This window comes from Bifidobacterium [indicum] DSM 20214 = LMG 11587 (genome assembly GCF_000706765.1).
Taxonomy (GTDB): domain Bacteria; phylum Actinomycetota; class Actinomycetes; order Actinomycetales; family Bifidobacteriaceae; genus Bombiscardovia; species Bombiscardovia coryneformis.
The window spans coordinates 1134906-1159772 of sequence record NZ_CP006018.1 but is presented as its reverse complement, the minus strand read 5'-3'; the positions used below and the strand labels follow the sequence as shown (position 1 = coordinate 1159772).

The 24867-nt window shown below is 60.7% G+C and carries 21 protein-coding genes, 1 pseudogene and 1 riboswitch; of the genes and pseudogenes, 8 read left to right on the top strand and 14 right to left on the bottom strand.

The window, feature by feature from the left end:
• Window positions 1-2 precede the first annotated feature (2 nt).
• From purB to BINDI_RS04485, 10 genes are all read right to left on the bottom strand, one after another.
• Window positions 3-1448, bottom strand: a complete 1446-nt coding sequence (gene purB, locus BINDI_RS04530; RefSeq protein ID WP_033490939.1) for an adenylosuccinate lyase — start codon at window positions 1446-1448, stop codon at window positions 3-5.
• 73 nt (window positions 1449-1521) lie between these two features.
• The gene (locus BINDI_RS04525) at window positions 1522-2946 is read right to left on the bottom strand and encodes a PGAP1-like alpha/beta domain-containing protein (protein ID WP_052108800.1); all 1425 of its coding nucleotides are present in this window, start codon (window positions 2944-2946) and stop codon (window positions 1522-1524) included.
• Entirely contained in the window at window positions 2943-3164 is a 222-nt protein-coding gene (locus BINDI_RS04520) for a hypothetical protein (protein ID WP_148301983.1), read from the bottom strand. Before BINDI_RS04520 ends, BINDI_RS04525 begins: the two co-directional genes overlap by 4 nt.
• A 265-nt stretch (window positions 3165-3429) precedes the next feature.
• The gene (locus BINDI_RS04515) at window positions 3430-4005 is read right to left on the bottom strand and encodes a DUF6466 family protein (RefSeq protein WP_033490386.1); all 576 of its coding nucleotides are present in this window, start codon (window positions 4003-4005) and stop codon (window positions 3430-3432) included.
• The gene (locus BINDI_RS04510) at window positions 4002-5042 is read right to left on the bottom strand and encodes a vWA domain-containing protein (RefSeq protein WP_033490937.1); all 1041 of its coding nucleotides are present in this window, start codon (window positions 5040-5042) and stop codon (window positions 4002-4004) included. The genes BINDI_RS04515 and BINDI_RS04510 overlap by 4 nt, the downstream gene beginning before the upstream one ends.
• 5 nt (window positions 5043-5047) lie before the next feature.
• Window positions 5048-6139 carry a VWA domain-containing protein gene (locus tag BINDI_RS04505; protein ID WP_033490384.1) on the bottom strand — a complete coding sequence of 364 codons (1092 nt, stop codon included), beginning with the start codon at window positions 6137-6139 and terminating at the stop codon, window positions 5048-5050.
• On the bottom strand, window positions 6139-6612 hold the full coding sequence (locus BINDI_RS04500) for a hypothetical protein (RefSeq protein ID WP_146208235.1): 474 nt from the start codon (window positions 6610-6612) through the stop codon (window positions 6139-6141). Before BINDI_RS04500 ends, BINDI_RS04505 begins: the two co-directional genes overlap by 1 nt.
• A 53-nt stretch (window positions 6613-6665) precedes the next feature.
• Complete coding sequence (locus tag BINDI_RS04495; protein WP_033490382.1) at window positions 6666-7631, bottom strand: DUF58 domain-containing protein; 966 nt, start codon at window positions 7629-7631, stop codon at window positions 6666-6668.
• Window positions 7628-8701, bottom strand: coding sequence for an AAA family ATPase (locus BINDI_RS04490; protein ID WP_033490381.1), 1074 nt, complete (start codon window positions 8699-8701; stop codon window positions 7628-7630). Before BINDI_RS04490 ends, BINDI_RS04495 begins: the two co-directional genes overlap by 4 nt.
• A gap of 75 nt (window positions 8702-8776) precedes the next feature.
• Window positions 8777-9565 carry a uracil-DNA glycosylase gene (locus tag BINDI_RS04485; RefSeq protein ID WP_081830794.1) on the bottom strand — a complete coding sequence of 263 codons (789 nt, stop codon included), beginning with the start codon at window positions 9563-9565 and terminating at the stop codon, window positions 8777-8779.
• A gap of 120 nt (window positions 9566-9685) precedes the next feature.
• Between BINDI_RS04485 and BINDI_RS04480 the strand changes: the two genes are divergently transcribed.
• Window positions 9686-10312, top strand: coding sequence for a LytR C-terminal domain-containing protein (locus BINDI_RS04480; protein ID WP_052108797.1), 627 nt, complete (start codon window positions 9686-9688; stop codon window positions 10310-10312).
• Window positions 10313-10441: 129 nt separating this feature from the next.
• Here the strand turns inward: BINDI_RS04480 and BINDI_RS07775 are convergent, their stop codons facing one another.
• A complete protein-coding gene (locus BINDI_RS07775) occupies window positions 10442-10723 on the bottom strand; it encodes a hypothetical protein (protein ID WP_052357155.1) in 282 nt (93 codons plus the stop codon).
• Between the two features lie 244 nt (window positions 10724-10967).
• On the opposite strand from BINDI_RS07775, the gene groL reads away from it, so the two are divergent.
• Complete coding sequence (gene groL / locus BINDI_RS04470) at window positions 10968-12584, top strand: chaperonin GroEL (protein ID WP_033490376.1); 1617 nt, start codon at window positions 10968-10970, stop codon at window positions 12582-12584.
• A 282-nt stretch (window positions 12585-12866) separates the two neighbouring features.
• Here the strand turns inward: groL and BINDI_RS04465 are convergent, their stop codons facing one another.
• Window positions 12867-13160 (bottom strand): WXG100 family type VII secretion target, encoded by a 294-nt coding sequence (locus tag BINDI_RS04465; protein ID WP_033490374.1) that lies wholly within the window; start codon window positions 13158-13160, stop codon window positions 12867-12869.
• A gap of 71 nt (window positions 13161-13231) precedes the next feature.
• Between BINDI_RS04465 and BINDI_RS04460 the strand changes: the two genes are divergently transcribed.
• The 6 genes and pseudogenes from BINDI_RS04460 (at window position 13232) to BINDI_RS04435 (ending at window position 21326) form a co-directional block, all read left to right on the top strand.
• A complete protein-coding gene (locus BINDI_RS04460) occupies window positions 13232-14161 on the top strand; it encodes a TPM domain-containing protein (protein WP_052108794.1) in 930 nt (309 codons plus the stop codon).
• Between the two features lie 79 nt (window positions 14162-14240).
• Window positions 14241-14997 (top strand): annotated as a pseudogene (locus BINDI_RS04455) (response regulator transcription factor).
• Between the two features lie 18 nt (window positions 14998-15015).
• Window positions 15016-16986, top strand: coding sequence for a sensor histidine kinase (locus BINDI_RS04450; protein WP_081830793.1), 1971 nt, complete (start codon window positions 15016-15018; stop codon window positions 16984-16986).
• 96 nt (window positions 16987-17082) lie between these two features.
• Window positions 17083-17472, top strand: coding sequence for a cold-shock protein (locus BINDI_RS04445; protein ID WP_033490372.1), 390 nt, complete (start codon window positions 17083-17085; stop codon window positions 17470-17472).
• A gap of 70 nt (window positions 17473-17542) precedes the next feature.
• Entirely contained in the window at window positions 17543-18544 is a 1002-nt protein-coding gene (locus tag BINDI_RS04440) for a DUF3027 domain-containing protein (RefSeq protein WP_033490371.1), read from the top strand.
• 136 nt (window positions 18545-18680) lie between these two features.
• Window positions 18681-21326: an ATP-dependent Clp protease ATP-binding subunit gene (locus BINDI_RS04435; RefSeq protein ID WP_033490370.1), complete on the top strand. Its 2646-nt coding sequence runs from the start codon at window positions 18681-18683 to the stop codon at window positions 21324-21326.
• Window positions 21327-21462: 136 nt separating this feature from the next.
• On the opposite strand, the gene BINDI_RS04430 is transcribed toward BINDI_RS04435, so the two are convergent.
• Window positions 21463-23934, bottom strand: a complete 2472-nt coding sequence (locus BINDI_RS04430; RefSeq protein WP_052108792.1) for an energy-coupling factor transporter ATPase — start codon at window positions 23932-23934, stop codon at window positions 21463-21465.
• Between the two features lie 50 nt (window positions 23935-23984).
• Complete coding sequence (locus tag BINDI_RS04425; RefSeq protein WP_033490369.1) at window positions 23985-24617, bottom strand: ECF transporter S component; 633 nt, start codon at window positions 24615-24617, stop codon at window positions 23985-23987.
• A riboswitch (FMN riboswitch) is annotated at window positions 24602-24736 on the bottom strand. Its footprint overlaps the gene before it by 16 nt.
• Between the last annotated feature and the right edge of the window lie 131 nt (window positions 24737-24867).

The following is a 24867-nucleotide window of genomic DNA, read 5'->3' as shown; positions in this document are numbered from 1 at the left end:
GGTCAGGCGCGGTCGAAGTCCACCAATGTCTCGGCGGCCCCGGTGTAGGATGACGGGGTCAGCGTCTTGAGCCGTTCGGCCATGGCAGGCTCCAGGTCCAGTGTGTCGATGAAGTCCTCGACGTCCTTCTTGCCGATCTGATGGCCTCGCATCAGCTCCTTGACCCGTTCATAAGGGTCGTCCATGCCGTTCCGGCCGGCAAGACCCGCAGCCCGCATGGCGGTCTGGATGGGTTCGCCCAGGACCTCCCAGTTCTGGTCCAGTTCCTCCTGCATGGCCTTGATGTTGGGGTGGATGGCCGCCAGGCCCCCCTTCAGGTTGTCCAGGGCCAAGAGGCTGTATCCCAGGGCGGAACCGACGTTGCGTTGGGTGGTTGAGTCGGTCAGATCGCGTTGCCACCTGGTCTCGGTCAGCGTGGACGACAGGCTATCCAGAAGGGCGCAGGAGATCTCCAGATTGGCCTCGGCGTTCTCGAAGCGAATCGGGTTGACCTTGTGGGGCATGGTACTGGAACCCGTGGCACCCTTGACCGGCTCCTGGGCGAAGATGCCACGGGAGATGTACATCCACACGTCAACGGCCAGGTTATGCAGAATCCGTCCGGTATGGCTGATGGCCGAGTACAGCTCGGCCTGCCAGTCGTGGGACTCGATCTGGGTGGTCAGGGGATTCCAGACCAGGCCCATGCGATTGGTGACGAACTCCTTGGAGAGCCGGACCCAATCCACATCGGGAGCAGCGGCCAGGTGGGCGCCGAAAGTGCCGGTTGCCCCGTTGAGCTTGCCTAGATAGTCCTGGTGCCGGATGTGGCCAAGTTGGCGGTTGAGTCGGTATACGTAGACGGCCATCTCCTTACCCAGGGTGGTGGGGGTTGCGGGCTGGCCGTGGGTCAGTGCCAGCATGGGCAGTTCGCGATGTGTGACAGCCATTTCGGACAGACGGTCCACAATGGTCTGGGCCGCAGGGAGCCAGACCTGCTCCACTGCGCCACGGATGCACCGGGCGTAGGAGAGGTTGTTGATGTCTTCACTGGTGCAGGCGAAATGGACCAACGACTTCAATCGGGGCAATTGAGTATCGGCTCCCAGGCTTGCCTCGGCCTGTTCCAGACGCCGGTCCAGGTAGTATTCCACGGCCTTGACGTCATGATGGGTCTTCGCCTCGATCTGAGCTAATTCCATGATGCCCTGGTCTTCGAAATCCTCGGGTATGGCGCGCAGGTAGGTCTGTTCGTCATCGGTCAGAGGCTCAACGCCTGGCAGAACAGGGTGGTTGCCCTGCTCCGGATACCCGTTGGCCAGTAGAATCATCCACTCGACCTCGACTCGCAAGCGCTCGCGGTTCAGGGCCGGTTCGCTCAGATAATCCACCAAAGGTGAGGTCTGCATCCGGTATCGACCGTCGAGAGGACTGAGTGCAATGGCAGGCGTGATTCGGCTCAGGTTCATGACCTCCAGTCTAGGCGAAACCGCCAACCGAACGACATTCACCGCCGGGTTCGGAATGTTCGGCTCCACCTCTTCATCGATCGGCTGGCTGCCTCCCCTCATAGTAGGTGGTCTCCACCAGGTCGCCGTTGGTTGATTGGGCAAAGTGACGGTCCTGTTCGTTTGCCTTGGGCACGCCCTTGTTCAGGGCGTTCTGCCAGGCCGCCCTCTGGTAGTTCATGCCGTGTGTAGATTCCACGACTTCTGAGGAAAACTCGACAGGTTGCCTGGCATAGCAGCCGTTTACAGAGGCCGGTGAGATGCCTTCGTCCCTCCCGCGGACGGTCAGACGGTTGGTTGCATCGGTATTGTCCCGGGCATCCAGGCTGGAGACCAGCTCCTCCTTCATCTCCACGCTGGTGACCCAGGTTTGTGGTGCTATGGGATGGTTGGCGATGGGGGCGCCTGCCGTAACCACGTGTTCGAAGCGGTATTGGTCCGCCATGTCGCTGGACAGGGTGGCAGCCACTATTCCTCCCTGGGAGTGACCGACCAGACTGACCCGGTCTCCGGGTGCTATTCCGGACCTGCGCATGGCCTCCATCACCAGGCGGGTGGATGCGGCCTCCGCACGGGTGCTAGCTGTGTCACTCATGAGTTGGAGATTCTGACCCCATCCTATGGCTGAGTCACGATGGGAACTGGTTCCCGGTATGTAGACCACCCAGTGTGTGCTTCCATCCGTGTCCCTGTACTTTTGAACGGCGACGGTATCGTAGGCGAACCCCTTATCGCGTGAGCCGAGATTCTGTAGGTTCTCCAGGGCCTGGTCGATGCTGTGGGCGCTTCCCAACCCACCGCCGGTCGGACGGACCTGGGTCACCTCCAACCGGCGCTGGGACCCATGGGCGGCCAGACACGACCATTCCGCGATGCGGCCTATGGGGGACGCCGAACGCGGAGCGATTCGACTGGACAGGTCACTGAGTGCTTCCTGGTGGAGGGAGCCCGTCTTTTTGAGGAATTCCGCCATGGTGATCATGTGGCCTTCAAAGAGGGACAGTCCCAGATAACCGGCGATGGATATCCCCGCCGCAGTCAGCAGGTTTCCCACTGGTGTGGGCCAGGAGGAGGTCATAAGAAGGCCTCTCAGAATCAAGGTTACGAATGACTCCGCTGAAGAGTAAAGGGAGTAGGCCTCGGTCAGGGCCGCAGCCTGGTCGGACAGGATGGTGGCCAGGGTCCGGCAATCGTCGCACCGGCAATCGCAGGTCCTGATGGCGCAGTCGAAGGGGAAGGCTGCGTGCCCTTGAATCAGGACCTGCCCTCCATCTAGGCAGGGACAGGTCTGAGTCATCCTGTTTCGTTCCAGCTGCAATCCGGTCAGGCTCCATTCTCCCTGCAAGGACAGGAGGTTGCCGGACAACTGGTTGAGGCTGTCCGCCACGCGGGTCATTTGGTCGAGTTGGACCCGGGTATATCCGCTGGAACTGACCTGGGAGGATACCTGGCGACTCATGCTCGGGTCTCCTCCTCAAGGAGCCGCCTGGCCTGCACCAAGGAGAACAACTGGCCGTCGGCCATGTCGGAGGCTCTGACCAGACCTGCCCTGAACGCCTGGGCGGCCTCGCCTTCCCAGTCGATTGTGCCGGCCTGATCCATCAGGACTCGCGCATCACCCAGCACCCTTTCGGTCTGGTCGATGAGATTGGTCATCGTCTCGAAAGACCTGGCCACGATTCGATGACAGCTGCAGGAGAGCATACGGTCGACGCTTGGTCCGTCCGGTCCTGCAGCCGGTTGCATCGAAAAGGCGGGCGGTGTGAAAGAGGGGGAATCGATCATGGACCAATTCCACCAAGACGGACAGGATGGAGGAACTTCGGGGATAAATGTGGTCGAACGTGCGCAAGGAACCGGATATGCAAGTCGTGGGTCGGTTCAATGCCAGTTAGTCAGGGGAGCAACAGGCCCGTCGACTGTGGCGCCTTGAAGTTCATGCTTACCACGGCTTGACTGTTTTCGGGTCTTCTTTCCCCTGACTGGTTTGGGGGCCTGTGGACGGATCCTGGACCTGCTGGTTCTGTCTCAGGATTTCGTCCACCTTGTCCTGCTGTTCCTGGGTGAGTCCTTGCTGCCCCTGGCCGTTCTGTTCCTGCAAGTCGGCGGCCTGCCCTTCCTCGCCCTTGGCGACCTCCTGACTGCGAATCTGCCTGGTCACCCTTCTGGTCAGTTTGTCACTGACGGCCTTGCTTTTGTGTATGGCCTGTCTGGTTCCCGGCAGGAGGATCGGACCCAAGGATTCCGCTTGATGGAAGAGCTTGTCGGTTTGGTCCTGGATGGCCTTGATCCTGTCAGGGTCCGCATCGGACCGGTTGGCTTCGGCAATGCTGGTGTTCAGGGACCGGGTGGCCTCATTGTAAGTACTGATGGCGTGGATGTTGGCCAGCCCCCAGACCGCCACCAAGGCCATGACCAGACCCAGGATGACCAGGATTATCCTGACACCCGGCAGGGGTTTCCTGTTTGCTGGTTTTGTTTCCATCCCCGCGGGCTGTTGCTGTTTTGCCGAACTCATAGGAGTCTCCTTGAGGTGCGGATCCAATCGGCCAGTTCCCAGATCAGGAGGGCGGCTTCCACCAATGTCAGAGGCCAGACCAGTGGTGTGACATGCTGCCGGGTCTTGGTCACCGTGGTCACCCGATACCGCTTCGAGGCCTTGGCCGTGTTCCCGGAATCCAACGTTCGCCCCTGGCCGAGATGCTCGTATGAGCCGCTCATTTCGTCTGCCAAGGCCTTCAGGTTCTTTTCGTCCATGACGGAGATACCGGGCTGACCGGTCTGGGGGTCATTGACCCATTGATCCGCTTCGGTAGGTGGGTTCTCTTCATCGGTGCCCAGGGAGTCCGGGCTGACGGGGATCCGCCCGCCCTCGCTGGAGCCTGTTCCCAGCACGAAGGCATCGTCCAGATAGGCGCGCAAGGCCGAGAAGGAGCGTCTGGAGTGATTGCTTGTCTGCTCACCGTCGGTGATCAGATAGAGCAGTATGCGGTCATCCGGGTGGTGCTCACGGGTCTCCTTCATGGAGAGGACAAGCTGGTCCAGGGGGGCATCCAGGTTGGAGCCCGTCGATTGGGAGGTGGGCTCCGTCCGCAACCCCCGGGCCCAGTTTCCGACGGCCCTGTCATCCGGCGTCAGGGGAAGGTCCAGGGTGCCGGATGCCCCAAAGCGGAGAGCCGCGAAAGAGGCATCCGGATAGGCACTGGTCAGGTCGGCAACGGCGAGGCGCGCGGCTTCCAGACGTGAGATGCCGGTGTGATCCCCGTAGGCGGCATCCTTGACGGACATGGATCCTGTCACGTCGACCGCTATGTATACATCGGTGGCGTTGATTGCCCGGTTGGTGGTCTGACTGACTGAGCTGGGTGTCAGAACCATAAGAGCCAGGACGAGCACCATGGCCGTTCGCCGCACCATCGACAGGGTGCCTGCGTCCGTATGGCCCCTGGCCCTGTGGTGGGCGATGGGGATGGATATTGCCAGGATCACGAGGGCGGAGGCCAGTATTCCTCCACCCACCCATCCCAGGGAGGGGGACAGGGTCAGACCGTTCAGGATGTTCACCGCTTCAGCCTCCAGACCAGAATCAGGTATCCGCCCAGGGTCAGGCTCATGGCAAGGACCCACCAGCCGGGGGAGTCCACCTGACTCGATTGCCTGATGGTGCCCGGGTTGCCGCCATGGCGTTGTTCGATCTGCCTTACCAGTGAGTCGATGGAATCACCGTTCTGTTGAAGCAAGAATATGCCTTGGTGCGATTCGATCAGACGGCGCATCTCCTGGGTGCTGTCGTCCGAGATGCTCTCCTTGGGGCCCGAGTAGAGGCCGTCCACGGCGATTCCGGTTCTTGAGGTCAGATTGAGGGCCTCCTCCAAGGTGTACGTCGGCTCTCCCGAGACCACGTTGTCGGTGGCCAGGACCACCGAGGCGGCGCGCCCCTTACCCTGTTGCTTACCTGCATCCTTGGTGGTGAAACCGGGAAGGAGGCTGGCGCAGCCGATGAGACCATCGCCGATCAGGGAGGTGGTGTCCTTGCGGTTCTGGGTTCCTTCCAGCCAATCGCTGACGTCCTGGTACTGCTGGTCGCTCATCTTGTCGATTTCGTCCTGGGATTGGACCCCTTTGAGGATGTCGTTGGCCCTGCGCAGTTCCTTGGTGACCATGTCGTAGTCGTCTGTCAGGGGGAAGACTGTGCGCGAGGTGGAATTGAAGATGCTCAGGGCGATTCGTTCCCCCCTGAACCTCCCGACCAGGTCCAGGTAGGATGCCAGGACCTGTTGGTCATATGGGAGGGTGGAACCGGAGACGTCCAGGCAGAGAACGATATCCCTGCTGTGACCGGTTTCCTGGGTCGCATCGACGGTTGAAGGACGCCCTGCCAGACCGATACCGGCCAGGAGGGTCAGAATCAGGAGCAGGCAGGCCAGACGACCCAGACTCCGCCACTGGCGGAAGAGCCCGACACCGGCCTCGGTATTCAGGTCATCGTCCAGGCTCCAGACCTCGATCCGAGCCTCTTCCTGCTTGTTGTTCCGTCCATGGACATCTCGCCTGGATTCGACCCAGAAGACCGCCAGGGCCACCACTATGGATACTGCCAGGACCAGGGCCATGATCCAGGGCCAGCGCCAGGTCACCTGACCGATGCTCATCAGCGCCACCTTTCGATCAGGGCCCGTACCCACTCGGCGGCCTGGTCCACGGAGACGGGGGAGGAGCCGCTCATTTCAGCCGGCGGAGCGAATTCCGGCGGATACAGAGCGTCGATGGTCTGACGGAGGAGGTCAAGCCCCTGTGACGTACTGCTGGTTCTGGGCTGGATTTTGATCTCTGTCAGGGTCTTCGCGCTCATATCCCGGCTCCATGCCTGGGAGGCGAACCGGCGGGCTATCCCCGCCAGATCCTTCAAGGCCTGATCCCGTGTTGACTTGCCGGCCTTGTAATCGGTGACGACCTGATCGATTCGGGCCAGGCAGTCCTCCTTGGGGCTGACCTGCACAAGGCTGCTCCTGGATTTTTCCTGTACCTGGCGGAATCGGGGGAGGAATATGGCCAGGGCAATCGTCAGAACGGCAAGGAAGATGCAGATCAGAGTAAGTCCGAGGAGCCATCCGGGCTGTTCCATGGAGGGAAGGGGTTCAAGTTTCTGAGCTGATATCGGTTGGTTCTGCATGGGTGTCACCGGCCCGTCCTCCCAAGTCCTGAAACCAAGCCGGGCCGTCCTGGGGGATTCCCCATGGAAGACGCGGGCAAGGCAACCGACAAAAGATGGATGAACTGATCGAACATGGTCTGACTGGATTCGGCCCTGACCAGTGTGGAACCACTCCGGGCCAGTTCTTGCTTCAGGGCGGCGGCCATGTATTCCCGGTGCACCGCCACCTCCTGCCCGGTACGCTCGGTCTGCAGGAAGGCCGGGACCTTTCGGCCGGTCTGGGCCTCATAGACCGGGCCCGGCCCGCCCTCCGCGCGTAGGGGGTTGAGGAGGCGTACGGAGACCAGGTTGAGCGGGTGGGTCTGGGCCAATCGGTGAATCATGTCCAGATGGTCCCCGTTCAGGGCGGTCTCGTCCGTGGCCAGGACCAGGAGGGAGTGCCTGTCCTGGAGCCTGTTGGCATAGTCCAGGAGAGCCTCGATGTTCCTGCCCGTGCTTTGGCGGTTCAGGAGGGTTCGGTCAAGGGTCTGCTCGAACTGGGCGAATCCTCCGTGGCAGGGTATACGGGTGATGGTGGAGCTGTCGGCCAGGACCAGGCTTACCTCGTCGGATCGTCTCAGCGAGAGTGCCGCAAACATGCAGAGCGCATTGGCTGCGACCTGTATCGCCTGCTCGCCACTGGGGCAGGTGCCGGTCATCTCCCGTCCGACGTCGAGGAGGAGCCAGACCTTGCTGGTCAGCTGTCGCTCCTTGTCGACCACCATGGGCCTGCCTATCTTGGCTGAGGATTTCCAGTCGATCAGCCGGGTTTCATCGCCGGGCTCATAGGCCCGGATTCCGGCCGTATCATACCCATTTCCACGCAACCCCGAGGGGTGTTCCCCCTCGAGGATTCCCATGGCCTTGCGTACGGTGGGTAGGCTCAAGCTGGACCCCAGTGCTTCGATTCGCCGTCTGACCGGGTCCTGGTGTCCGCGGTCACCGATCATGGCACAGGCACCGTTTCCAGGATGGTGTCGATGATGTCATCGCTGCTGATTCCATCGGCCATGGCCTCGAAGGTAAGCAGGATGCGATGGCGGAGGACCTGGTGGGCGAAGCCCTTCAGATCCTCGGGAACGACAAAGTCGCGACCGCTGATCAGGGCCTGGGCCTGTCCGATGCGGATCAGGGCGATTGAGGCTCGGGGGCTGGCACCGAGGCGGACCTTTGAAGAGAGTCCCTGGATGGGCTTGGGGCCGCTGCCTCGACTGGTCGCCACCAGATCGACCGCGTACTGCATGATTGGCTCGGCCACGTGGACACGACGGGCGCTACGACGGAGGAACTCCACGTCGGCGATGGTCAGCCTGCCCTGCTCGTCAGCCAGGGGCATGTCTGTTCCCCTGGAGGTCAGGAGCTGAAGCATCCGTGTTTCCTGGTCCTTGTCGGGGTAGGTCATGACGGCTTTCAGCATGAACCGGTCCATCTGGGCTTCGGGCAGGTTGTATGTGCCCTCCTCCTCGATGGGGTTCTGGGTGGCGATGACCATGAAAGGTTGGGGGAGGGCGATCCGCTGACCGCCGATGGTCGTGGCCCCTTCGGCCATGGCCTCCAGCATTGCCGACTGGGTCTTGGCGTTGGACCGGTTGATTTCGTCCAGCAGGACGAAATTGGCGTGGATGGGTCCCAGCTGGGTGGAGAAGCGCTGATTGGAGAAGTCGTAGACCTGGGTGCCCACCAGATCCGAGGGCATCAGGTCGGGTGTGCACTGGACCCGCTTGAAACTACCCGAGACCGAGGTTGCCAGGGTCTGAGCGGCCGTTGTCTTGGCTAGTCCGGGTACGGACTCGATCAGAATGTGACCCGAGGCGACCAGGGTGGCGATCATGGCCTCACGCAATCCCTCTTGCCCGACCAGGTTCTTGGCGAACCGGGTTCGAATCCGGTCAACCAGCTGCCGGGAGCGTTGCAGGTCGTCACCGCTTACCAGTGGTGTGGCCTGACGCGGTTGAGGCTGCGGCTGGGGTTTAGGCGATTGTTGTGTGCCTGCACTTGGTCTTGGTGGGAATAAAGACATAGGTGCCATGGTAACGGTCTTTCCTGACGAGGGCCGAAAGCCGCATGGAAAGACTCCTGGCCGGGCAGGGTTTGGTCAGGTCAGGGACCAGTCAATCGGACTGGTCCCCATGCTCTCAAGGGCTTGGTTGGCCTTGGAGAAGGGTTTGGATCCGAAGAACCCGTACCGTGCGGACATGGGGCTGGGATGGGGCGATTTGATGATGGCCGCCTTGGTCAGGAGGGGTTCCAGGCTTTGCGCCTGCCTGCCCCAGAGGATGGCCACAAGAGGAAGGGGTCGCCCCTGGGCATCCTGCCGGTCGTTCAGGGCCCTGATGGCCTCATCGGTGATTTCCTCCCAACCCTTGTTGCGGTGGCTGGCGGGTTTGCCCACCTGAACGGTCAGGCATCGGTTCAGGAGCATGACACCCCGTTGGGTCCAAGGGGTCAGATCTCCATTGGAGGGGGTGGGCAGACCCAGGTCGTCGGTCAGCTCCGTATAAATATTGCGCAGTGAACCGGGAATGGGACTGACTGCCGGGTCCACGCAGAAACTGAGACCGACAGGATTGCCGGGGGTGGGGTAGGGGTCCTGGCCGACTATCAGAACCTTGATGGAGTCAAAGGGGATCGTGAATGCACGGAGGATGTTCCTGCTTGCCGGCAGGTATTGGTGCCCCTGTGCCAGTTCCTGGCGCAGGAAATCACCCATGTAGTGGATGTTCGGTTCCACGGGGGCCAGAGCCTTGGCCCAGCCCGGATCGACCAGCTCGCCCAGGGGCTTGCGGCGGGTGTTCCCCTGTCCTTCCTTGACGGCCTGGCGGGTATCTGGCGAACTGGGGACCGACTCGCCCGAAGGGGTTGGAGATGACTGGTCTGTGCTCATGTGGACACTATAACGCGCCTGGGAATCGTATGGACAGGTGGGGTATGCAGGGTCATGACCTGGCTGCTCGCTAAGCTTACATATAATAGTGCCGGTTTCAGGCGAGCAGAGGAGTGTTTCATGGCTAGCATTCAGGCGGGTCAGACCGACAAGTCCCCACAGGGTCAGGATGAATTCGACAATCCGCCCAAGGGGCCTGTGGGTGTGCATCGCGGTCCCAAGTCCCTGTGGATCAGGGCACTGCCATACCTGATTGTGATTCTTCTTGCCGTCGTGTGCGGTGTGGGCGTCTGGGCGGGTGTCAGTGGGTTCCTTCCCTGGCAGCAGCAGAAGCCTGCAACGACCTCTCAGGCCATCAAGAAGCCTTCCATCAGCAGGAAATCGACCTCCACACCGAGCAAGAAGGCAAAGGAAGCCACGCCTGCCCCGTCTTCACCGGTTCAGGAGCCCAGCCAGACGCCCTCCACGCCGGCCCCGGTGATTGACAAGAACACCCGGGTGCTGATTGTCAACGGCACGGGTGTCAGCGGCTATGCGGGGAGCAAGCGCCAGATTCTGGTCAATGCAGGGTATGGTGCGGTCACCGCAAGCAATCCGACAGGAAGTCTGCCCTCGGCCGACGTGGTCTGGTACCAGAACGAGGCCGACAGGGCAACCGCTCAGGATGTGGCTGCCCAGCTGGGTATCGCCCGGGTCGAGCAGCTGGCCGAGGCCGGAAGCCCCGTCGAGGTTGTCCTGATGCGGTAGGTGACCAGCCCTTGCCGTCCGCAGGGTATGGGTTCTCCCGGGCGAGGGTGTCTCACAGTTTGGTACTGCGTGTTTTGCTTTTCTTCCGAGGTTTGCCGTACAATAATTTTGCCGACCAGACAGATGCGGTCAGTCTCGTATCTGCTGTGACGCGGCACCTATGTTAAGGAAGTTAGTTATGGCACAAGGCACTGTGAGAAATTCTTCAGCGCTGGCAAGGGTTACGGATTCATCAACCCCGACGATGGCGGGGAAGATGTCTTCGTCCACTATTCGGCTATTCAGTCGGATGGTTTCAAGACCCTTGATGAGGGAGATAAGGTCGAATATCAGGTTGAGCAGGGCCCGAAGGGCCTTCAGGCAACCGAGGTCGCCAAGATCTGATTGTCGTTCTGAATTCGTCTTTTTCATAAAGGCCCTGGTCTGACTGGGGTCTTTTTTTATGCCGATATTACGGTGGTGGATTCCGGTCGGAGAAGGTGCATTTCTAGCCAGAAGCATATTTGACTATCCGTGTTGGCAGTCGGCGGGTTCGAGTGCTAATCTGCTGAATTAGCACTCGAGGTGTGGGAGTGATAACGAGGCAGCTGACGGTTTCGTCCATTCCGCATCGACGGTGGGTCATATACCTCAAGCCATTACGGAGGAAGCAACGATGGCAAAGATCATTGAGTATGACGAGGAAGCTCGTCAGGGAATGCTGGCCGGTCTGGACAAGCTGGCCGACACCGTCAAGGTCACCCTGGGACCCAAGGGCCGTAACGTGGTTCTGGACAAGTCCTACGGCGCACCGACAATCACCAACGATGGTGTCTCCATCGCCAAGGAGATCGACCTGGAGGATCCTTACGAGCGCATCGGCGCCGAACTGGTCAAGGAAGTTGCCAAGAAGACCGATGACGTTGCAGGTGATGGCACCACCACCGCTACCGTTCTGGCCCAGTCCCTGGTCCACGAGGGTCTGAAGAACGTGGCCGCCGGATCCAACCCGATTGCCCTCCGTCGTGGCATCGAGAAGACCGCTGACGCCATCGTCAAGGAACTGATCGCCCAGTCCAAGGATGTCGAGACCAAGGACCAGATTGCGGCCACCGCAACCATTTCCGCCGGCGACCCCGAGATTGGTGCTGAGATTGCCGAGGCCCTCGACAAGGTGGGCCAGGATGGTGTGGTCACCGTCGAGGACAACAACCGCTTCGGTCTGGACCTGGAGTTCACCGAGGGTATGCGTTTCGACAAGGGGTACATCGCCCCCTACTTCGTCACCAACAATGACGAGCAGACGGCCGTTCTGGACGACCCCTACATTCTGCTGACCTCGGGTAAGGTCTCCAGCCAGCAGGACGTGGTGCACATCGCCGAGCTGGTCATGAAGACCGGCAAGCCCCTGCTGATTGTTGCCGAGGACGTCGATGGTGAGGCTCTGCCCACTCTGATCCTCAACAAGATCCGCGGAACCTTCAACTCCTGCGCTGTCAAGGCTCCCGGCTTTGGCGACCGTCGTAAGGCCATGCTGCAGGATATGGCCATCCTGACGGGCGCACAGGTCGTCTCCGAGGAGCTGGGCCTGAAGCTCGACTCCATCGATATGAGCGTCCTGGGCACCGCCAAGAAGGTCATCGTCTCCAAGGACGAGACCACCATCGTTTCCGGTGGCGGTTCCAAGGACGAGGTGTCCGCCCGCGTGGCCCAGATCCGTTCCGAGATTGAGAACACCGATTCCGATTACGACCGCGAGAAGCTCCAGGAGCGTCTGGCCAAGCTGGCCGGCGGCGTCGCCGTTATCAAGGTCGGTGCGGCAACCGAGGTTGAGGCCAAGGAGCGCAAGCACCGCATCGAAGATGCCGTCCGCAACGCCAAGGCCGCCATCGAGGAGGGCCTGCTGCCCGGCGGTGGTGTCGCTCTGGTCCAGGCTGCTGCCAAGGCCGAGAAGACCGTCAAGCTCGAGGGCGACGAGGCCACCGGTGCCTCCATCGTCTTCCGTGCCATCGAGGCTCCGATCAAGCAGATTGCCGAGAACAGCGGTGTCTCCGGTGACGTAGTCATCAACGAGGTTCGTTCCCTGCCTGCCGGACAGGGCTTCAATGCGGCCAACAACGAGTACCAGGATCTCCTGGAGGCCGGTGTCGCCGACCCCGTCAAGGTGACCCGTTCCGCCCTCCAGAACGCCGCTTCGATCGCCGGGCTCTTCCTGACCACCGAGGCCGTTGTCGCCAACAAGCCTGAGCCCCCGGCACCCGCTGCCCAGCCTCAGGCCGACATGGGCTACTGATAGTCCTCGGGACTTCCTGGCCCTGACCTGACGGCAAGGCCAGGAAGTCCGGATTATCGATACACAACAGACCGCCGCTCCCTTGCAAAAGGGGGCGGCGGTCTGTTGTGTATCGTTGAGCTTCGCTGGGTGATTCGCCTCGACCCATTTCCCGCCGAGTTGGATGTGTCGTGACTTCATTGACGACATGAAGGTTGCCGATAGAACTCAGGGCAGGCGGAGCGTTGAGATCCTGATATCGGATATGCCAGGGCCAGCAAAAGCCAAGGGGTCCTGATCCTTTCAGGAGCTGGCAAAGAGTCGGGTGGCCTGGTCCTCGGTGTCTGCGTAGAGGCTGGATGCTTGGGCCAGGGCCGCTTGAATCCCCTCAAGGGATTCCTCCATCTGTTGTTGGGAGGCTCTCCACTGTTCGGCTACCGTACTGAACTGAGTGGCAGCCCCGCCCCTCCAGACGTTCTGTAGGTTGCCCAGATTGGTATACATACCTGATACTGCATCGCGAATGGAGCCAATCGATGAACTGACCGCTCCGGCGGCGGATTGCATCTCTTCCGAGTCGACTTGAAACTGTGGCATGACTGTCCTTTCCATAGGTAAGTGGTGACGCCTGCAAGACAACGCAAGGAAGAACCACTACTCTGTAACCTATGGCAGTTCAGCACGAAGAATATCTCTCACCCGGCCATGTGGTCGAACGTGGTATCGGCAACATCCTGGATTCACGAAGGGGGCGACCTGCTCGATGTGCTTGCCGGTTTGCCCTCCTTCTCGTCGTGGCCTTGCTTATCTTCCCTCTGGTCGGAGGGGTGGAAGCCGGAGCCGAGGAAGGTCAGACGGACTCAGGGGAGGGGACCGTTTCGGAGCAGATAACCGATACCCAGAACCTTCTTGGCTCCGATGTCGGTTCGGTCACCGATGCCATCAAGTCGACGAAGGAGGAAACAGGGGTATCCGTTCGCCTTCTCTATCTGCCCAGCTTCTATCAGAAAATGAAGCCGGAGGATTGGGCCAAGCAGGTGCTGGCATCCATGAAACCGGCCCCCAACACGGTCCTCCTGGCCGTAGCGTCCCAGGACGGCAAGTTGGTCGTGGCCGTCTCCAACAACTCAGATGAGTGGCTGCGTGACCAGAAGACCGTCGATCAACTCTCCCAGGATGCCCTCGGTCCGATCAGCAAGGCCGGCAATCCCGACTGGGTCGGTTCGGCCAAGGCCCTGATGGATGGAATCTCACGAATCGATGCGCAGCGCAAGCAGCAGCGACAGGTCACCATCATCCTTGTTGTTCTCGCGGTTGTCGTGGTTCTGGGGGTTGGTGCATTCCTGCTGATTCGGAAGAGGCGGAAAAAGTCCGGGAGCGTCGTTGAAGCAAAGCCAGACGTTGATACGGGAAAGAAAGCTGCGAATGACGCAGGTAAAGAGACCGTGTCCAAGGCCGGAACTGAGCGTGATGGCGGGACCGATACCGGGGCCGACACCCCTGACGGCATGAAGAGCGTTGATGCCGGTGATTCGGCCGATGCCAGATTTGCGCCTCGCCGGGAGGACGAGGACAAAACCCGGCCCGGAGCCAAGTAACAGGTCCGCTTCCACGGGTCTTGATGAGGTTTCAGCAGGTTTTCAGATAACCTTCAGGAAAGGGCGGCAATCTTAGGGCATGAGCAAACCAACCGAAGCACGCCTGGTCGTTGTAGATGACGAGCCTTCCATCAGGGATCTTCTGGTGGCCTCCCTCCACTTTGCTGGATTTGAGGTGACCACTGCGGCATCGGGTTCCGAAGCCATCGAGGTCATAGAGAAAACCAAGCCGGACCTGATTGTTCTGGACGTGATGTTGCCCGACATCGATGGTTTCACGGTTACCTCCCGCATTCGCCAGGAGGGGATCGACGCGCCGGTCCTCTTCCTCACCGCCCGGGACGACACCCAGGACAAGGTCATGGGGCTGACCGTGGGCGGGGACGACTACGTCACCAAGCCCTTTAGTCTGGAAGAGGTCGTTGCCAGGATCAAGGCCATCCTTCGCCGCACCAGGGAGCATGAGGAGGATGACCCCATGATCAGGGTGGGAGATCTGGAGATCAATGAGGACTCCCACGATGTGACCCGCGCAGGTCAGCCCATCGGCCTGAGTCCCACCGAGTACAAGTTGCTGCGCTATCTGATGGACAACGAAGGAAGGGTCCTGAGCAAGGCGCAGAATTCTGGATCATGTATGGCAGTATGACTGGGGCGGTGACGCAGCCATCGTCGAGTCCTACATCTCCTACCTGCGCAAGAAGGTGGACGGCATCAAGGTCAAGGATCAGGATGGTCGCCTCCGCAAGGTGACCCCGCTGATTGAAACCAAGCGCGGCATCGGCTATATGATTCGCAGTCCCAAGGATTCAACCTCGCCTCTGACAGGGGACTGAGGCCGAACGGCGGCAGGTATGAAGTCATCAACGTACAGAGCACCCGTCAGACCCGAGGGCGGACAGCAGGGGCAGAGGCGACCACGCCATGATTCACTCCTGGCGGGCATACCCCTGAGTACCAAGTTGGTGGCCTCCATGCTGATTCTTCTCATCGTGGGTACGGTCGGCATCTCGGTGGCCATCTGCCAGATGGCCGATGATTACCTGATGAAGAAGACCGATACCCAGCTGATTCGCCAGGCCAACCTGGGCATTAGGAATGCCACACTTCTCAAGCAGGAGGACCTGAGCAAGAGTGGTCTCGGCCCAACCGATTACTTCCTGCAGATTCGTGACGACCAACTGCAGATCATCGCCGATGACCTCAACCCAATGCAGTTCAACGGGGTTGTTTCCCGGCCCAGGCTGCCTGCCAATGGCACCATGGGGTCGATACCCCTGGGGCAGCCGACCACGGTCCCCGCTTATGTAAAGGTGAATTCGAAGGCATCGCCGGATCGGGATTCCCTCAAACGGGCCGGGGCCTCATGGCGGGTCGTGGCCATGCAGTGGAGACTGCACAGCGACCTGGAGGACACCGATATCAGCGGGGTGCTCTACATCGGTCTGTCCATGAGCGACCAGAATGAGGCCCTTCATGCCCTGACCACCTTCTGCCTGGTCATGTCGGTGATTGTCGTTCTCCTCGGTGGGGTCGTGTCCGCCCTGCTCATCCAATCCACCCTCGTGCCTCTCAAACGTATAGAGAAGACGGCTGCCATGATTGCCGCGGGCAACCTGCATCAGCGCATTCCCAGCTTCCCCGAGAACACCGAAGTCGGATCCCTGGCCGCGTCCCTGAATGTCATGCTGGCCCGGATAGAGCAATCCTTCAATGAGCAGAAGCGGACCACCGAGAAGATGAAACGCTTCGTCTCCGATGCCAGCCACGAGCTGAGAACACCCCTGGCCGCCATCCATGGATATGCCGAACTGTATCGGATGCAGCGCGCCTACCCTGGGGCCCTGGAAAGGGCCGATGAATCAATCAGACATATCGAGGACTCCAGCAGCCGGATGACCGACCTGGTCTCCGACCTCCTCTCCCTGGCCAGACTGGACGAGGGTAGGGGTATCAACACCAACCTTCCGGTCGATATGACCGGCCTGGTGCGGGACTCGGTGGATGATCTGCATGCTCTGGACCCGGAGCGTCAGATCATCTGTGGAACCGTCACGGTGGTGACCGATACTCGCGAGGACCCGTCTTCGCCTCCCGCTCCCAAGGGGCGGGGATCGGCCAAGGGCAAAGGGCGCGCCCGCACAAAGCCGGTCGGTCGTGTCGGGGTGGTCACCTCTCTGTCCCTTCAGGAGGGTCCACTGCCGGGGGTTGAGATTGTGGGAGATCCCAGTCGCCTGCGTCAGGTGGCGACCAACATCGTAGGAAACATCCATCGATACACACCCTCCGATTCGCCGGTCCAGGTATCGATGGGGCTCCTCAACGCGGCCATACCCCCTGAGGCCATGGCCAGGCTGGGGTCTGATGAAACAGGCATGGCGCATTTCCTCGATGCTGTGCAGGTGGCTCAGAACAGTCGTGTGGGCACTCCCTATCTGGTTCTGCGCTTCATCGACCATGGGCCGGGTGTGCCAGCGGAATCCAGGGCGAGGCTCTTCGAACGCTTTTATACGGCAGATCCCTCCCGCGCCAGGGAAAAAGGAGGGACCGGCCTGGGGCTGGCCATCGTCCAGTCCATCGTCAAGGCACATCATGGGCTGATATGCGTGGAGGAGACCCCGGGTGGCGGGCTGACCTTCACCATGGTGATTCCGCAGGGCCAGGTTGAGTCTCTTCGGCAGAACCCGGGTTCGGCCGAGCCGGACAGGTCGGGACGACAGAGCCCGCACTCGCAGGAGTCGGTACGGACCTCTCAGGGGTTGAGGACTCATCCTGAGCCGCCGAAACAGCAGGTTGGAAGCTCGGGCTGTACGCCTTTGACGTGATGGCCCCACATGCACAGGGCATTGGGCTAGACTGGACAGGTATGCAGCAAGGCCGGTAAAACGGCTCGGAATCATCCAGTGAGGAAGTGCCAGACTATGCCCAGTGGGAAAGTGCGTTGGTTTGATGCCAATCGTGGGTTCGGTTTCATCACGGGCGATGAGGGTCAGGACGTTTTCCTTCCTGCCTCAGCCCTTCCTGCCGGCATCTCCACGGTTCGAAAAGGTGCCCGTGTGGACTTCTCTGTTGCCGAGGGGCGCAAGGGGCCCCAGGCCTTGGACCTGAAACTGGTGGGTTCCACACCCTCGATCGTCAAGGCCACCCGGCCCGCCCCGGATGACATGGCCGCCATAGTCGAGGACCTGATCAAGCTGTTGGATTCCGCGGGCAATGGTCTGCGACGACATCATTATCCCGCCCCTGCGGAGTCGAAGAAGCTGGCCACCCTGCTCAGGGCGGTGGCGGACGACTTCGACGTACCTGCGTGAATCACGGCGGGGCAGGAAGAGACATGGGGCGGCCTGGTGCCGGGCCCATCAGAGTATGAAGGTGTGATACATGGCTGAAGTGGATTTTGACCCCGAGGAACTGGCCAGGAGCGTGGCTTTGAGTGTGGCCTCCAAGAGTTCCGAGGTGGGCGATTTCATCACCAGCACCATGCTTGAGGACGGTGTGTACGACTACCGGTTCGACTCCCATATCACCGGGTATGAGGGTTGGCAGTGGTCGGTGACCCTCTATCATGACCAGGATGCCGATACCTGGACCGTTGATGAGTCCTCCCTCATTCCCTCGGCCGAAGCCCTGCAACCGCCCAAGTGGATTCCCTGGAAGGATCGGCTGCTTCCCTCCGACCTGAGCGTGACCGATGCCATGGGGACCGACCCGGATGACCCGAGACTTGTCAAGGGATACGAGGCTCTCCAGGTCGAGGAGCCCTCTGACCGGGAGACGGAATCGGACCCTGAATCGAATCCGGGTCAGGAGACCGCTACCAAGAATGATGAGGGCGGGTCAGGTGCCGTTTTCCGTATCGACGATGAATCCGGCACCGGTCAGTCAACGGCGGAAGGTGAGCCGGATCTGGACGGTGAAGGCAATCCACAGACCTCTCAAGAGGATTTGGAAGAGGTCGTCGACGAGTTGATCCTGAGCCGCCGTCACGTCATGACCGCCGAGGCGCGAGCAGCGACAGCCAAGCGTTGGTATGAGGGGCAGCATGGCCCCAAGTCCCTGTCGACAAGGACGGCCAAGGGCAATGCCTGTGAAACCTGTGGGTTCCTGATTCCCCTCAAGGGGGAGCTGGGCACCATGTTTGCCGTCTGTGCCAATCGGTGGAGCCCCGATGACGGGCGGGTGGTGTCCCTGGACCATGGCTGTGGGGAACACTCGGAGATTCTGCCCCAGGAGGATACCCACCTATGGGTCCAGTCCGAGCCTGCCTTTGATGACCTTCATATTGATGTGGTCCGCCAGAAGCCCCGTGAGGAGCGGCCCGAGGTGGAGCTGATGGAGGAGCTGACCGCCGAAGAGGATGAGGCCGAGTCCGGACTGGAATAGGAATCCCTGGTTGGAACACCTGGGTTAAGGCCTGATATTCCAACGCTTTGCGTTGAGAGCGCAATCAGGGGCAGGCCGAGAATAAACGTCACCGCGAATCTGTAGAGTGAAATACAGATCAAAGGGAAGGACAAGTATGTTCGAACGGTTTACCGACCGTGCGCGGCGGGTGATTGTGCTGGCGCAGGAAGAGGCCCGCACCCTTCAGCACAATTACATCGGCACCGAGCACCTCCTGCTGGGCCTGATCCGCGAGGGGGACGGTGTTGCCGCAAAGGCCCTGGCTTCCAAGGGTGTTGAACTGGAAGCGACCCGCAAGCAGGTCGAGGAAATGATTGGCAAGGGCAATGCCGCTCCCAATGGGCATATTCCCTTTACACCACATGCCAAGCAGGTTTTGGAGCTCTCACTCAGGGAGGCTCTGCAGCTGGGACACTCCTACATCGGTACCGAGCACATTCTGCTGGGCCTTATTCGAGAGGGCGAGGGCGTCGGCACCCAGGTCCTGATCAAGATGGGCGTGGACCTGGGTGACCTGCGGACAGCCACGATTGACATGATTCGCGGCAACCACGAGGGCGGGGAGTCCGGCAAGGGCGACCTGGCCAACGCTGGTGGGGTGCAGAACAAGGGCGGGCAGACCGGTTCCGCCATCCTTGACCAGTTTGGGCGAAACCTGACCCAGGAAGCCGCCGAGGGCAAACTTGACCCGGTCATTGGGCGTGCCAACGAGATAGAGCGGGTCATGGTGGTCCTGTCCAGGCGCACCAAGAACAACCCGGTCCTGATTGGCGAGCCCGGTGTGGGCAAGACGGCCGTGGTCGAAGGTCTCGCGCAGAAGATTCATGAGGGTGACGTTCCGGAGACCCTGAGGGGCAAGCAGGTATATTCTCTTGATCTCGGCTCCATGGTGGCCGGTTCCCGATACCGGGGTGATTTCGAAGAGCGGCTGAAGAAGGTCCTCAAGGAGATCAAGACCCGCGGCGACATCATCCTTTTCATCGACGAGATTCACACCATCGTCGGTGCCGGCTCCGCGGACGGTGCCCTGGGTGCCTCCGATATGCTCAAGCCCCTGTTGGCCCGTGGCGAGCTCCAGACCATAGGTGCCACCACCACCGACGAGTACCGCAAGTACATTGAGAAGGACGCGGCCCTGGAGAGGCGGTTCCAGCCCATCCAGGTCTCCGAGCCGACCATCGCCCAGACCATTGAGATACTCAAGGGTCTGCGTGGTCGCTACGAGCACCACCACCACGTCACCATCACCGACAAGGCCCTGCAGTCGGCTGCGGAACTGTCCTCCAGGTATATCCAGGACCGTAACCTGCCCGACAAGGCCATTGACCTGATTGATGAGGCCGGTGCCCGGCTTCGTATCAAGCGTCTGACCGCACCGCCTGAGCTCAAGGAACTGGATGCCAAGGTCGATAAGGTCTCTGCCCAGAAGGATCAGGCCATAAAGGACCAGGACTTCGAAAAGGCCGCTGAACTGCGCGACAGCCAGGAAAAGCTTGAGGCCGAGCGCAAGGAGAAGGAGAAGGCCTGGCGCCAGGGCGAGTCCGATGTCAAGATGGTTGTGGATGAGGATGTCATCGCCGAGGTGGTCTCTTCGACCACAGGAATTCCGGTCTTCAAACTCACCCAGGCCGAGTCCAAGAAGCTTCTGGGCATGGAGAAGGAGCTCCACAAGCGGATCATCGGTCAGGATGAGGCCGTTTCCGCCCTGTCGCGCTCCATCCGTCGCACCCGAGTCGGCCTCAAGGATCCCAAGCGTCCCGCCGGTTCCTTCATCTTCGCCGGCCCGACCGGTGTGGGCAAGACCGAGCTGGCCAAGTCCCTCGCCCGGTTCCTCTTCGACGATGAGGACGCCTTGATTCGCGTCGACATGTCGGAGTTCTCGGAGAAGTACGCGGCTTCCAGGCTCTTCGGTGCCCCTCCGGGGTACGTCGGATACGAGGAGGGTGGCGAACTGACCGAGAAGGTCCGTCGCAAGCCCTTCTCCGTGGTCCTCTTCGATGAGATCGAAAAGGCCCACCCGGACATCTTCAACACCCTCCTCCAGGTCCTGGATGACGGGCACCTGACCGATGGGCAGGGACGGACGGTGGACTTCAAGAACACCATCATCATCCTGACCACCAACCTGGGTACCCGTGACATCGCCAAGGCGGCCAACACCGGCTTCAACGCTTCGGGCAACACCGAGACCTCATATCAGCGGATGAAGGACCAGGTGACCAGTGAGCTCAAGCAGCAGTTCAGGCCCGAGTTCCTGAACCGTCTGGACGATATCATCGTCTTCCAGCAGCTGACCGAGCCCCAGGTGCGCCAGATCGTGGATTTGGATGTCAACCAGCTCAATGACCGTCTCTTCGAGCGTCATATGTCGCTGGATCTGAGCGCCAAGGCCAAGGATCTTCTGGCGGAGAAGGGCTTCGACCCGCTCCTCGGTGCCCGGCCCCTGCGTCGTGTCATCCAGCGTGACATAGAGGATGCCATCTCTGAGAAGATCCTCATGGGCGAACTCAAAGACAATGAGTCGGTCCGTGTGGATGCCGAAGGTGAGGGTATCCTGGGCGAGTTCACCTTCAAGGGTGTGCCCTTCGAAGGTGGGGACGAGGATGCATCAGGGGAGCGGGAGCCAGAGCTGGTACGTGCTCAGGTTTCCACCTCGACCGAGGATGATTCGGACTCTGACCTTGCCCAGCCGGAACAGGCGGACAGTGAATCATCCGAGCTTCCGGGTTCCGGGTCTGATGGAACCCCTGCACAGGAATGACATGAGTTCCCACTGAAACCGTGCTGTCATACGGCAGCAAGCAGATTGTAATAAGGAAGGGACGGAGCCGTAACGGTTCCGTCCCTTTTTACGTGGTGCTTAGCCTACGGCCACGCTGGAGGTTCGCAGGTGCCTGTCAGAGGAAAATCAGGACCACCAGGAGAGCGAGGTAGACGGCGACCAGAGTGATGAACCCGTAATCGATGCCCTGCATCCGGGAGACCCGGTAGTGGGTGCGACCCCTTCCTCCATGGTAGGAGCGGGCATCCAGTGCCTGTCCCAGATTGTCTGCATGGCGCAGGGCGGCGGCGAAGACCGGTATGATGATGGCGGCCATGGCCCGAGCCCGTCGGGAGGGGCTGCCGCTTTCGATGCTTCCACCTCTGGCGGCCTGGGCTTCACGGATGGACTGCATCTCCCGAACCAGCGTCGGGATGAACCGCAGAGCCAGGGAGAGGACCAGGGATATCTCGCTGGTATGGACTCCGAGCCTGCCCAGGGGCGAGAGGAGGGACTCGAAGGCGTCGGTCATCTGTGTCGGCGTTGTGGTCATGAGCAGGAGGGCCCCCAGAAGGAGGACAAGGCCAAACCGGCAGGTATATACCAGAGCGGCCCATAGCCCCTGGTCGGTGATGATCAATGGTCCCCATCGGGTCAGGGCGGTGCCGTCTCGGGTAACCAGGAGATTCAGCAGGGCAACCAGTACCAGGAGGGCCAGGAGTCCACTGACCGATTTCATCAGTTTCAGCGGCGATATTCGCGCTGCCATGATGATTGCCAGAGTGACCAACACCCCCAGGATGAGCTGCGGCCCAGTGCCGATGAAGAAGGAGGTGACCATGAGCATCAGGAAGCAGACCATCTTGGCTCGGGGATCCAGGCGAGCAATCAGGGAAGGCCCGTCCGCCTGGTCTTCTGCCTTGCTCTCGGATGCTGGTTCTTCGATTTGTTCGGTCCCGGAGTCCTCCTCGTGGTTTCCCGAAGAGCTGATATGGGCCCGTAGGTCGTGGTAATCCTTGAGAACCTTCCCCACGTTGCCGTGCGAGACCATGTGTCCCTGGTTCATGAGGAGGGCCTGGTCGGCCAGGCGGATGACCTCTTCTTCATCATGGGTGATGAGAATGATCGTCACACCCTCACCTTGGAGGCGCTCCAACACGGTCATGATGGTTTCGGACGCCTTGGGATCCAGACCGGCCGTCACCTCGTCCAGTACCAGAATCTTCGGAGATGTGGCCAGAACGCCAGCCAAGGCGACCAGGCGCTGCTGACCACCGGAAAGGTCGAAGGGGGAGCGGTCGGACAGCTCCCCCAATCCCAACAGGGTGAGAACCTGTTTCACGCGTAGGGCGGTATCGCCCTTGTCGAAACCGAGATTGCCGGGGCCATAGGCCACATCCTGCGCCACGGTTTCGGCGAAGAGCTGGTGTTCGGGCTTCTGCATCACATATCCCACCCGCTGTCGCAGCATGCCGAGCCGACGGTTGCGGGCCCGTCGCGGGGTGTGTCCCCCAACGGTCAGCGGTATTCCCGCTACTGAGAGATTCCCCTCGGTCGGGCGAATCAGTGCACAGATCAACCGGGCAAGGGTTGATTTGCCGGAACCGTTGGGGCCTAGTATGGCCAGGGTCCGCCCCTTTTCCAGTCTCAAGTCGAGATGATCCACCACCTGGCGTCTTCCCTCACCGAACCTGTAGGAAAGGCCCTTGGCCTCCACAGCGGGTTCCTCTTCGTCGGAGGTGTCGTGCCGGTGCTCGGTGCGCTGGCCCAAACCGACTCCGGATGTGTTGGCATCCCAATCGTCCGTATGCCTACCTGCCCCTGATGCGGGGGAGTCGGTGTTGAGTTGCCGGTACAGGGTGGGCAGCGCCTGGTCGGGAGGACCGTCGGCGATGATGCGACCCTGATCGAGGACAATCACCCTGCTGGCAGTGCCGGCCTCGTCGAGATGATGGGTGATGTGAACCACCGTCTTACCCTGCTCGGCCATGGTGGCCATGATGGCGGAGATTCTGCTTCGACCGGACGAGTCCAGCATGGCGCCCGGCTCGTCCATCACCAACATGTCAGGGTCCATGGCCAGGGCACCGGCAATGGAGACCCGCTGCTGCTGGCCGCCGGACATCCTGGTCGGGTCAGACCGTTCGCGGCCGGACAGATCGACCTCCTTGAGAGACCTCACGACGGACGCCTGCATGGCAGGTCGTGCCATGCCCTGATTCTCCGGTCCGAAGGCAACGTCATCCTCAGTGACGGTGGTGACTATCTGATCCTCCGGATTCTGGAACACCATCCCGATGCTTTCCCTGACCTGACGGTAGGCATCGGTGTCCACCCGTTCGGCCCAGGGGCGGGCGGAGTCGAATACAACCTGCCCTCTCAGCTCGATGCGTCCCCGGTCAGGTGCCAGGGCGCCGGCCAGCAGGAGGGCAAGGGTTGACTTGCCTGACCCATTGGCCCCGACGACGGCAACCCGTTCTCCTCGATGGATGGTCAGGCTCACATGGTCGAGTACCCAGGTTCGACCCTGGTCATAGCTGAAAGAGACCTCGTCCAGGACGGCCAAGGGTTCGTCGTCCCGAATCGTCTGTACCGGTTTATAACTCACGGTTCGTCCAATCCCTGCTGAGGAAGCTGTTCCGGAACTGTCGGGGATGTTCAGTGGTTGACCAGGACTGAGATGGGCTTGTAGATCAGGAAGGTGATGACCCCGTGGATTGCGAACTTCATGAGGTTGAAGGGCAGGAGGATGGGGATGATCATGCCCAGAACCTGCTGGAAGCTCATGTGGGCGTATATGGGGGTGATGATCACATTGCAGAGTATGGCGGCAGCCAGACCCGCCACCGATCCGACCAGAATGCCGATGACCGCACCCTTTCGAGTGCGGATCCGCTTGTAGATGAAGGCCGCCGGCAGCCCCAGAGCCAGGGCGACGATGATGGCGATCAGGGCCCCGAAGGGATTACTGAAGATGTGGGGCACGAATCCGAGAGTGCCGACGACGGCGGCCGCCAAGGGACCGAAAGCAAATCCTGCCACCAGGACCACGATTCCGGAAGGGTCATACTTCAGAAAGGGGGCAGCAGGGAAAATCGGAATGGAAACATAACTCAGGACGATGGTCAAGGCCACGAAGAGGGCGTATACGGCGATGCGCTTGGTTGACCAACGTCCTCCTCGTCCTGCCGTCGTTGAGTGGGATTCGAAGGACCCACCGCGATTCGCATCGTGGTGTTCCTGGTTTTCGGTATGCGAAGGCATGCTCATATAGAGCCTCGTTTCTTTCATCCGGACTGTAACCGTTGGCTTCGGACTCTCACCGATATCCACCGCTCGCGCGGGTCGCGGGCTCCCGGATTGCAACCGGATACCGCCAGTAAGGACTCTCACCTTCCCTGAAACTTGACGGTTTCAATCTAGCAGTGGGCCATATGGAGGTCAAACCTCTGTATCCAATGACACATCGGCCCAATACGGATCGATACCCACACTGCGGGGAGTACATCCTGCGGATGTTCCGCCGCGCTCGCCTGTTCGG

What these genes read in the sequence shown, in the direction of transcription:
- purB (WP_033490939.1), bottom strand. Translation starts at nt 1,448, where the DNA reads ATGAACCTGAGCCGAATCACGCCTGCCATTGCACTCAGTCCTCTCGAC.
- BINDI_RS04525 (WP_052108800.1), bottom strand. Translation starts at nt 2,946, where the DNA reads ATGAGTCGCCAGGTATCCTCCCAGGTCAGTTCCAGCGGATATACCCGG.
- BINDI_RS04515 (WP_033490386.1), bottom strand. Translation starts at nt 4,005, where the DNA reads ATGAGTTCGGCAAAACAGCAACAGCCCGCGGGGATGGAAACAAAACCA.
- BINDI_RS04505 (WP_033490384.1), bottom strand. Translation starts at nt 6,139, where the DNA reads ATGAGCATCGGTCAGGTGACCTGGCGCTGGCCCTGGATCATGGCCCTG.
- BINDI_RS04500 (WP_146208235.1), bottom strand. Translation starts at nt 6,612, where the DNA reads ATGGAACAGCCCGGATGGCTCCTCGGACTTACTCTGATCTGCATCTTC.
- BINDI_RS04495 (WP_033490382.1), bottom strand. Translation starts at nt 7,631, where the DNA reads ATGATCGGTGACCGCGGACACCAGGACCCGGTCAGACGGCGAATCGAA.
- BINDI_RS04490 (WP_033490381.1), bottom strand. Translation starts at nt 8,701, where the DNA reads ATGTCTTTATTCCCACCAAGACCAAGTGCAGGCACACAACAATCGCCT.
- BINDI_RS04485 (WP_081830794.1), bottom strand. Translation starts at nt 9,565, where the DNA reads ATGAGCACAGACCAGTCATCTCCAACCCCTTCGGGCGAGTCGGTCCCC.
- BINDI_RS04480 (WP_052108797.1), top strand. Translation starts at nt 9,686, where the DNA reads ATGGCTAGCATTCAGGCGGGTCAGACCGACAAGTCCCCACAGGGTCAG.
- BINDI_RS07775 (WP_052357155.1), bottom strand. Translation starts at nt 10,723, where the DNA reads ATGAAAAAGACGAATTCAGAACGACAATCAGATCTTGGCGACCTCGGT.
- groL (WP_033490376.1), top strand. Translation starts at nt 10,968, where the DNA reads ATGGCAAAGATCATTGAGTATGACGAGGAAGCTCGTCAGGGAATGCTG.
- BINDI_RS04465 (WP_033490374.1), bottom strand. Translation starts at nt 13,160, where the DNA reads ATGCCACAGTTTCAAGTCGACTCGGAAGAGATGCAATCCGCCGCCGGA.
- BINDI_RS04460 (WP_052108794.1), top strand. Translation starts at nt 13,232, where the DNA reads ATGGCAGTTCAGCACGAAGAATATCTCTCACCCGGCCATGTGGTCGAA.
- BINDI_RS04450 (WP_081830793.1), top strand. Translation starts at nt 15,016, where the DNA reads ATGAAGTCATCAACGTACAGAGCACCCGTCAGACCCGAGGGCGGACAG.
- BINDI_RS04445 (WP_033490372.1), top strand. Translation starts at nt 17,083, where the DNA reads ATGCCCAGTGGGAAAGTGCGTTGGTTTGATGCCAATCGTGGGTTCGGT.
- BINDI_RS04440 (WP_033490371.1), top strand. Translation starts at nt 17,543, where the DNA reads ATGGCTGAAGTGGATTTTGACCCCGAGGAACTGGCCAGGAGCGTGGCT.
- BINDI_RS04435 (WP_033490370.1), top strand. Translation starts at nt 18,681, where the DNA reads ATGTTCGAACGGTTTACCGACCGTGCGCGGCGGGTGATTGTGCTGGCG.
- BINDI_RS04425 (WP_033490369.1), bottom strand. Translation starts at nt 24,617, where the DNA reads ATGAAAGAAACGAGGCTCTATATGAGCATGCCTTCGCATACCGAAAAC.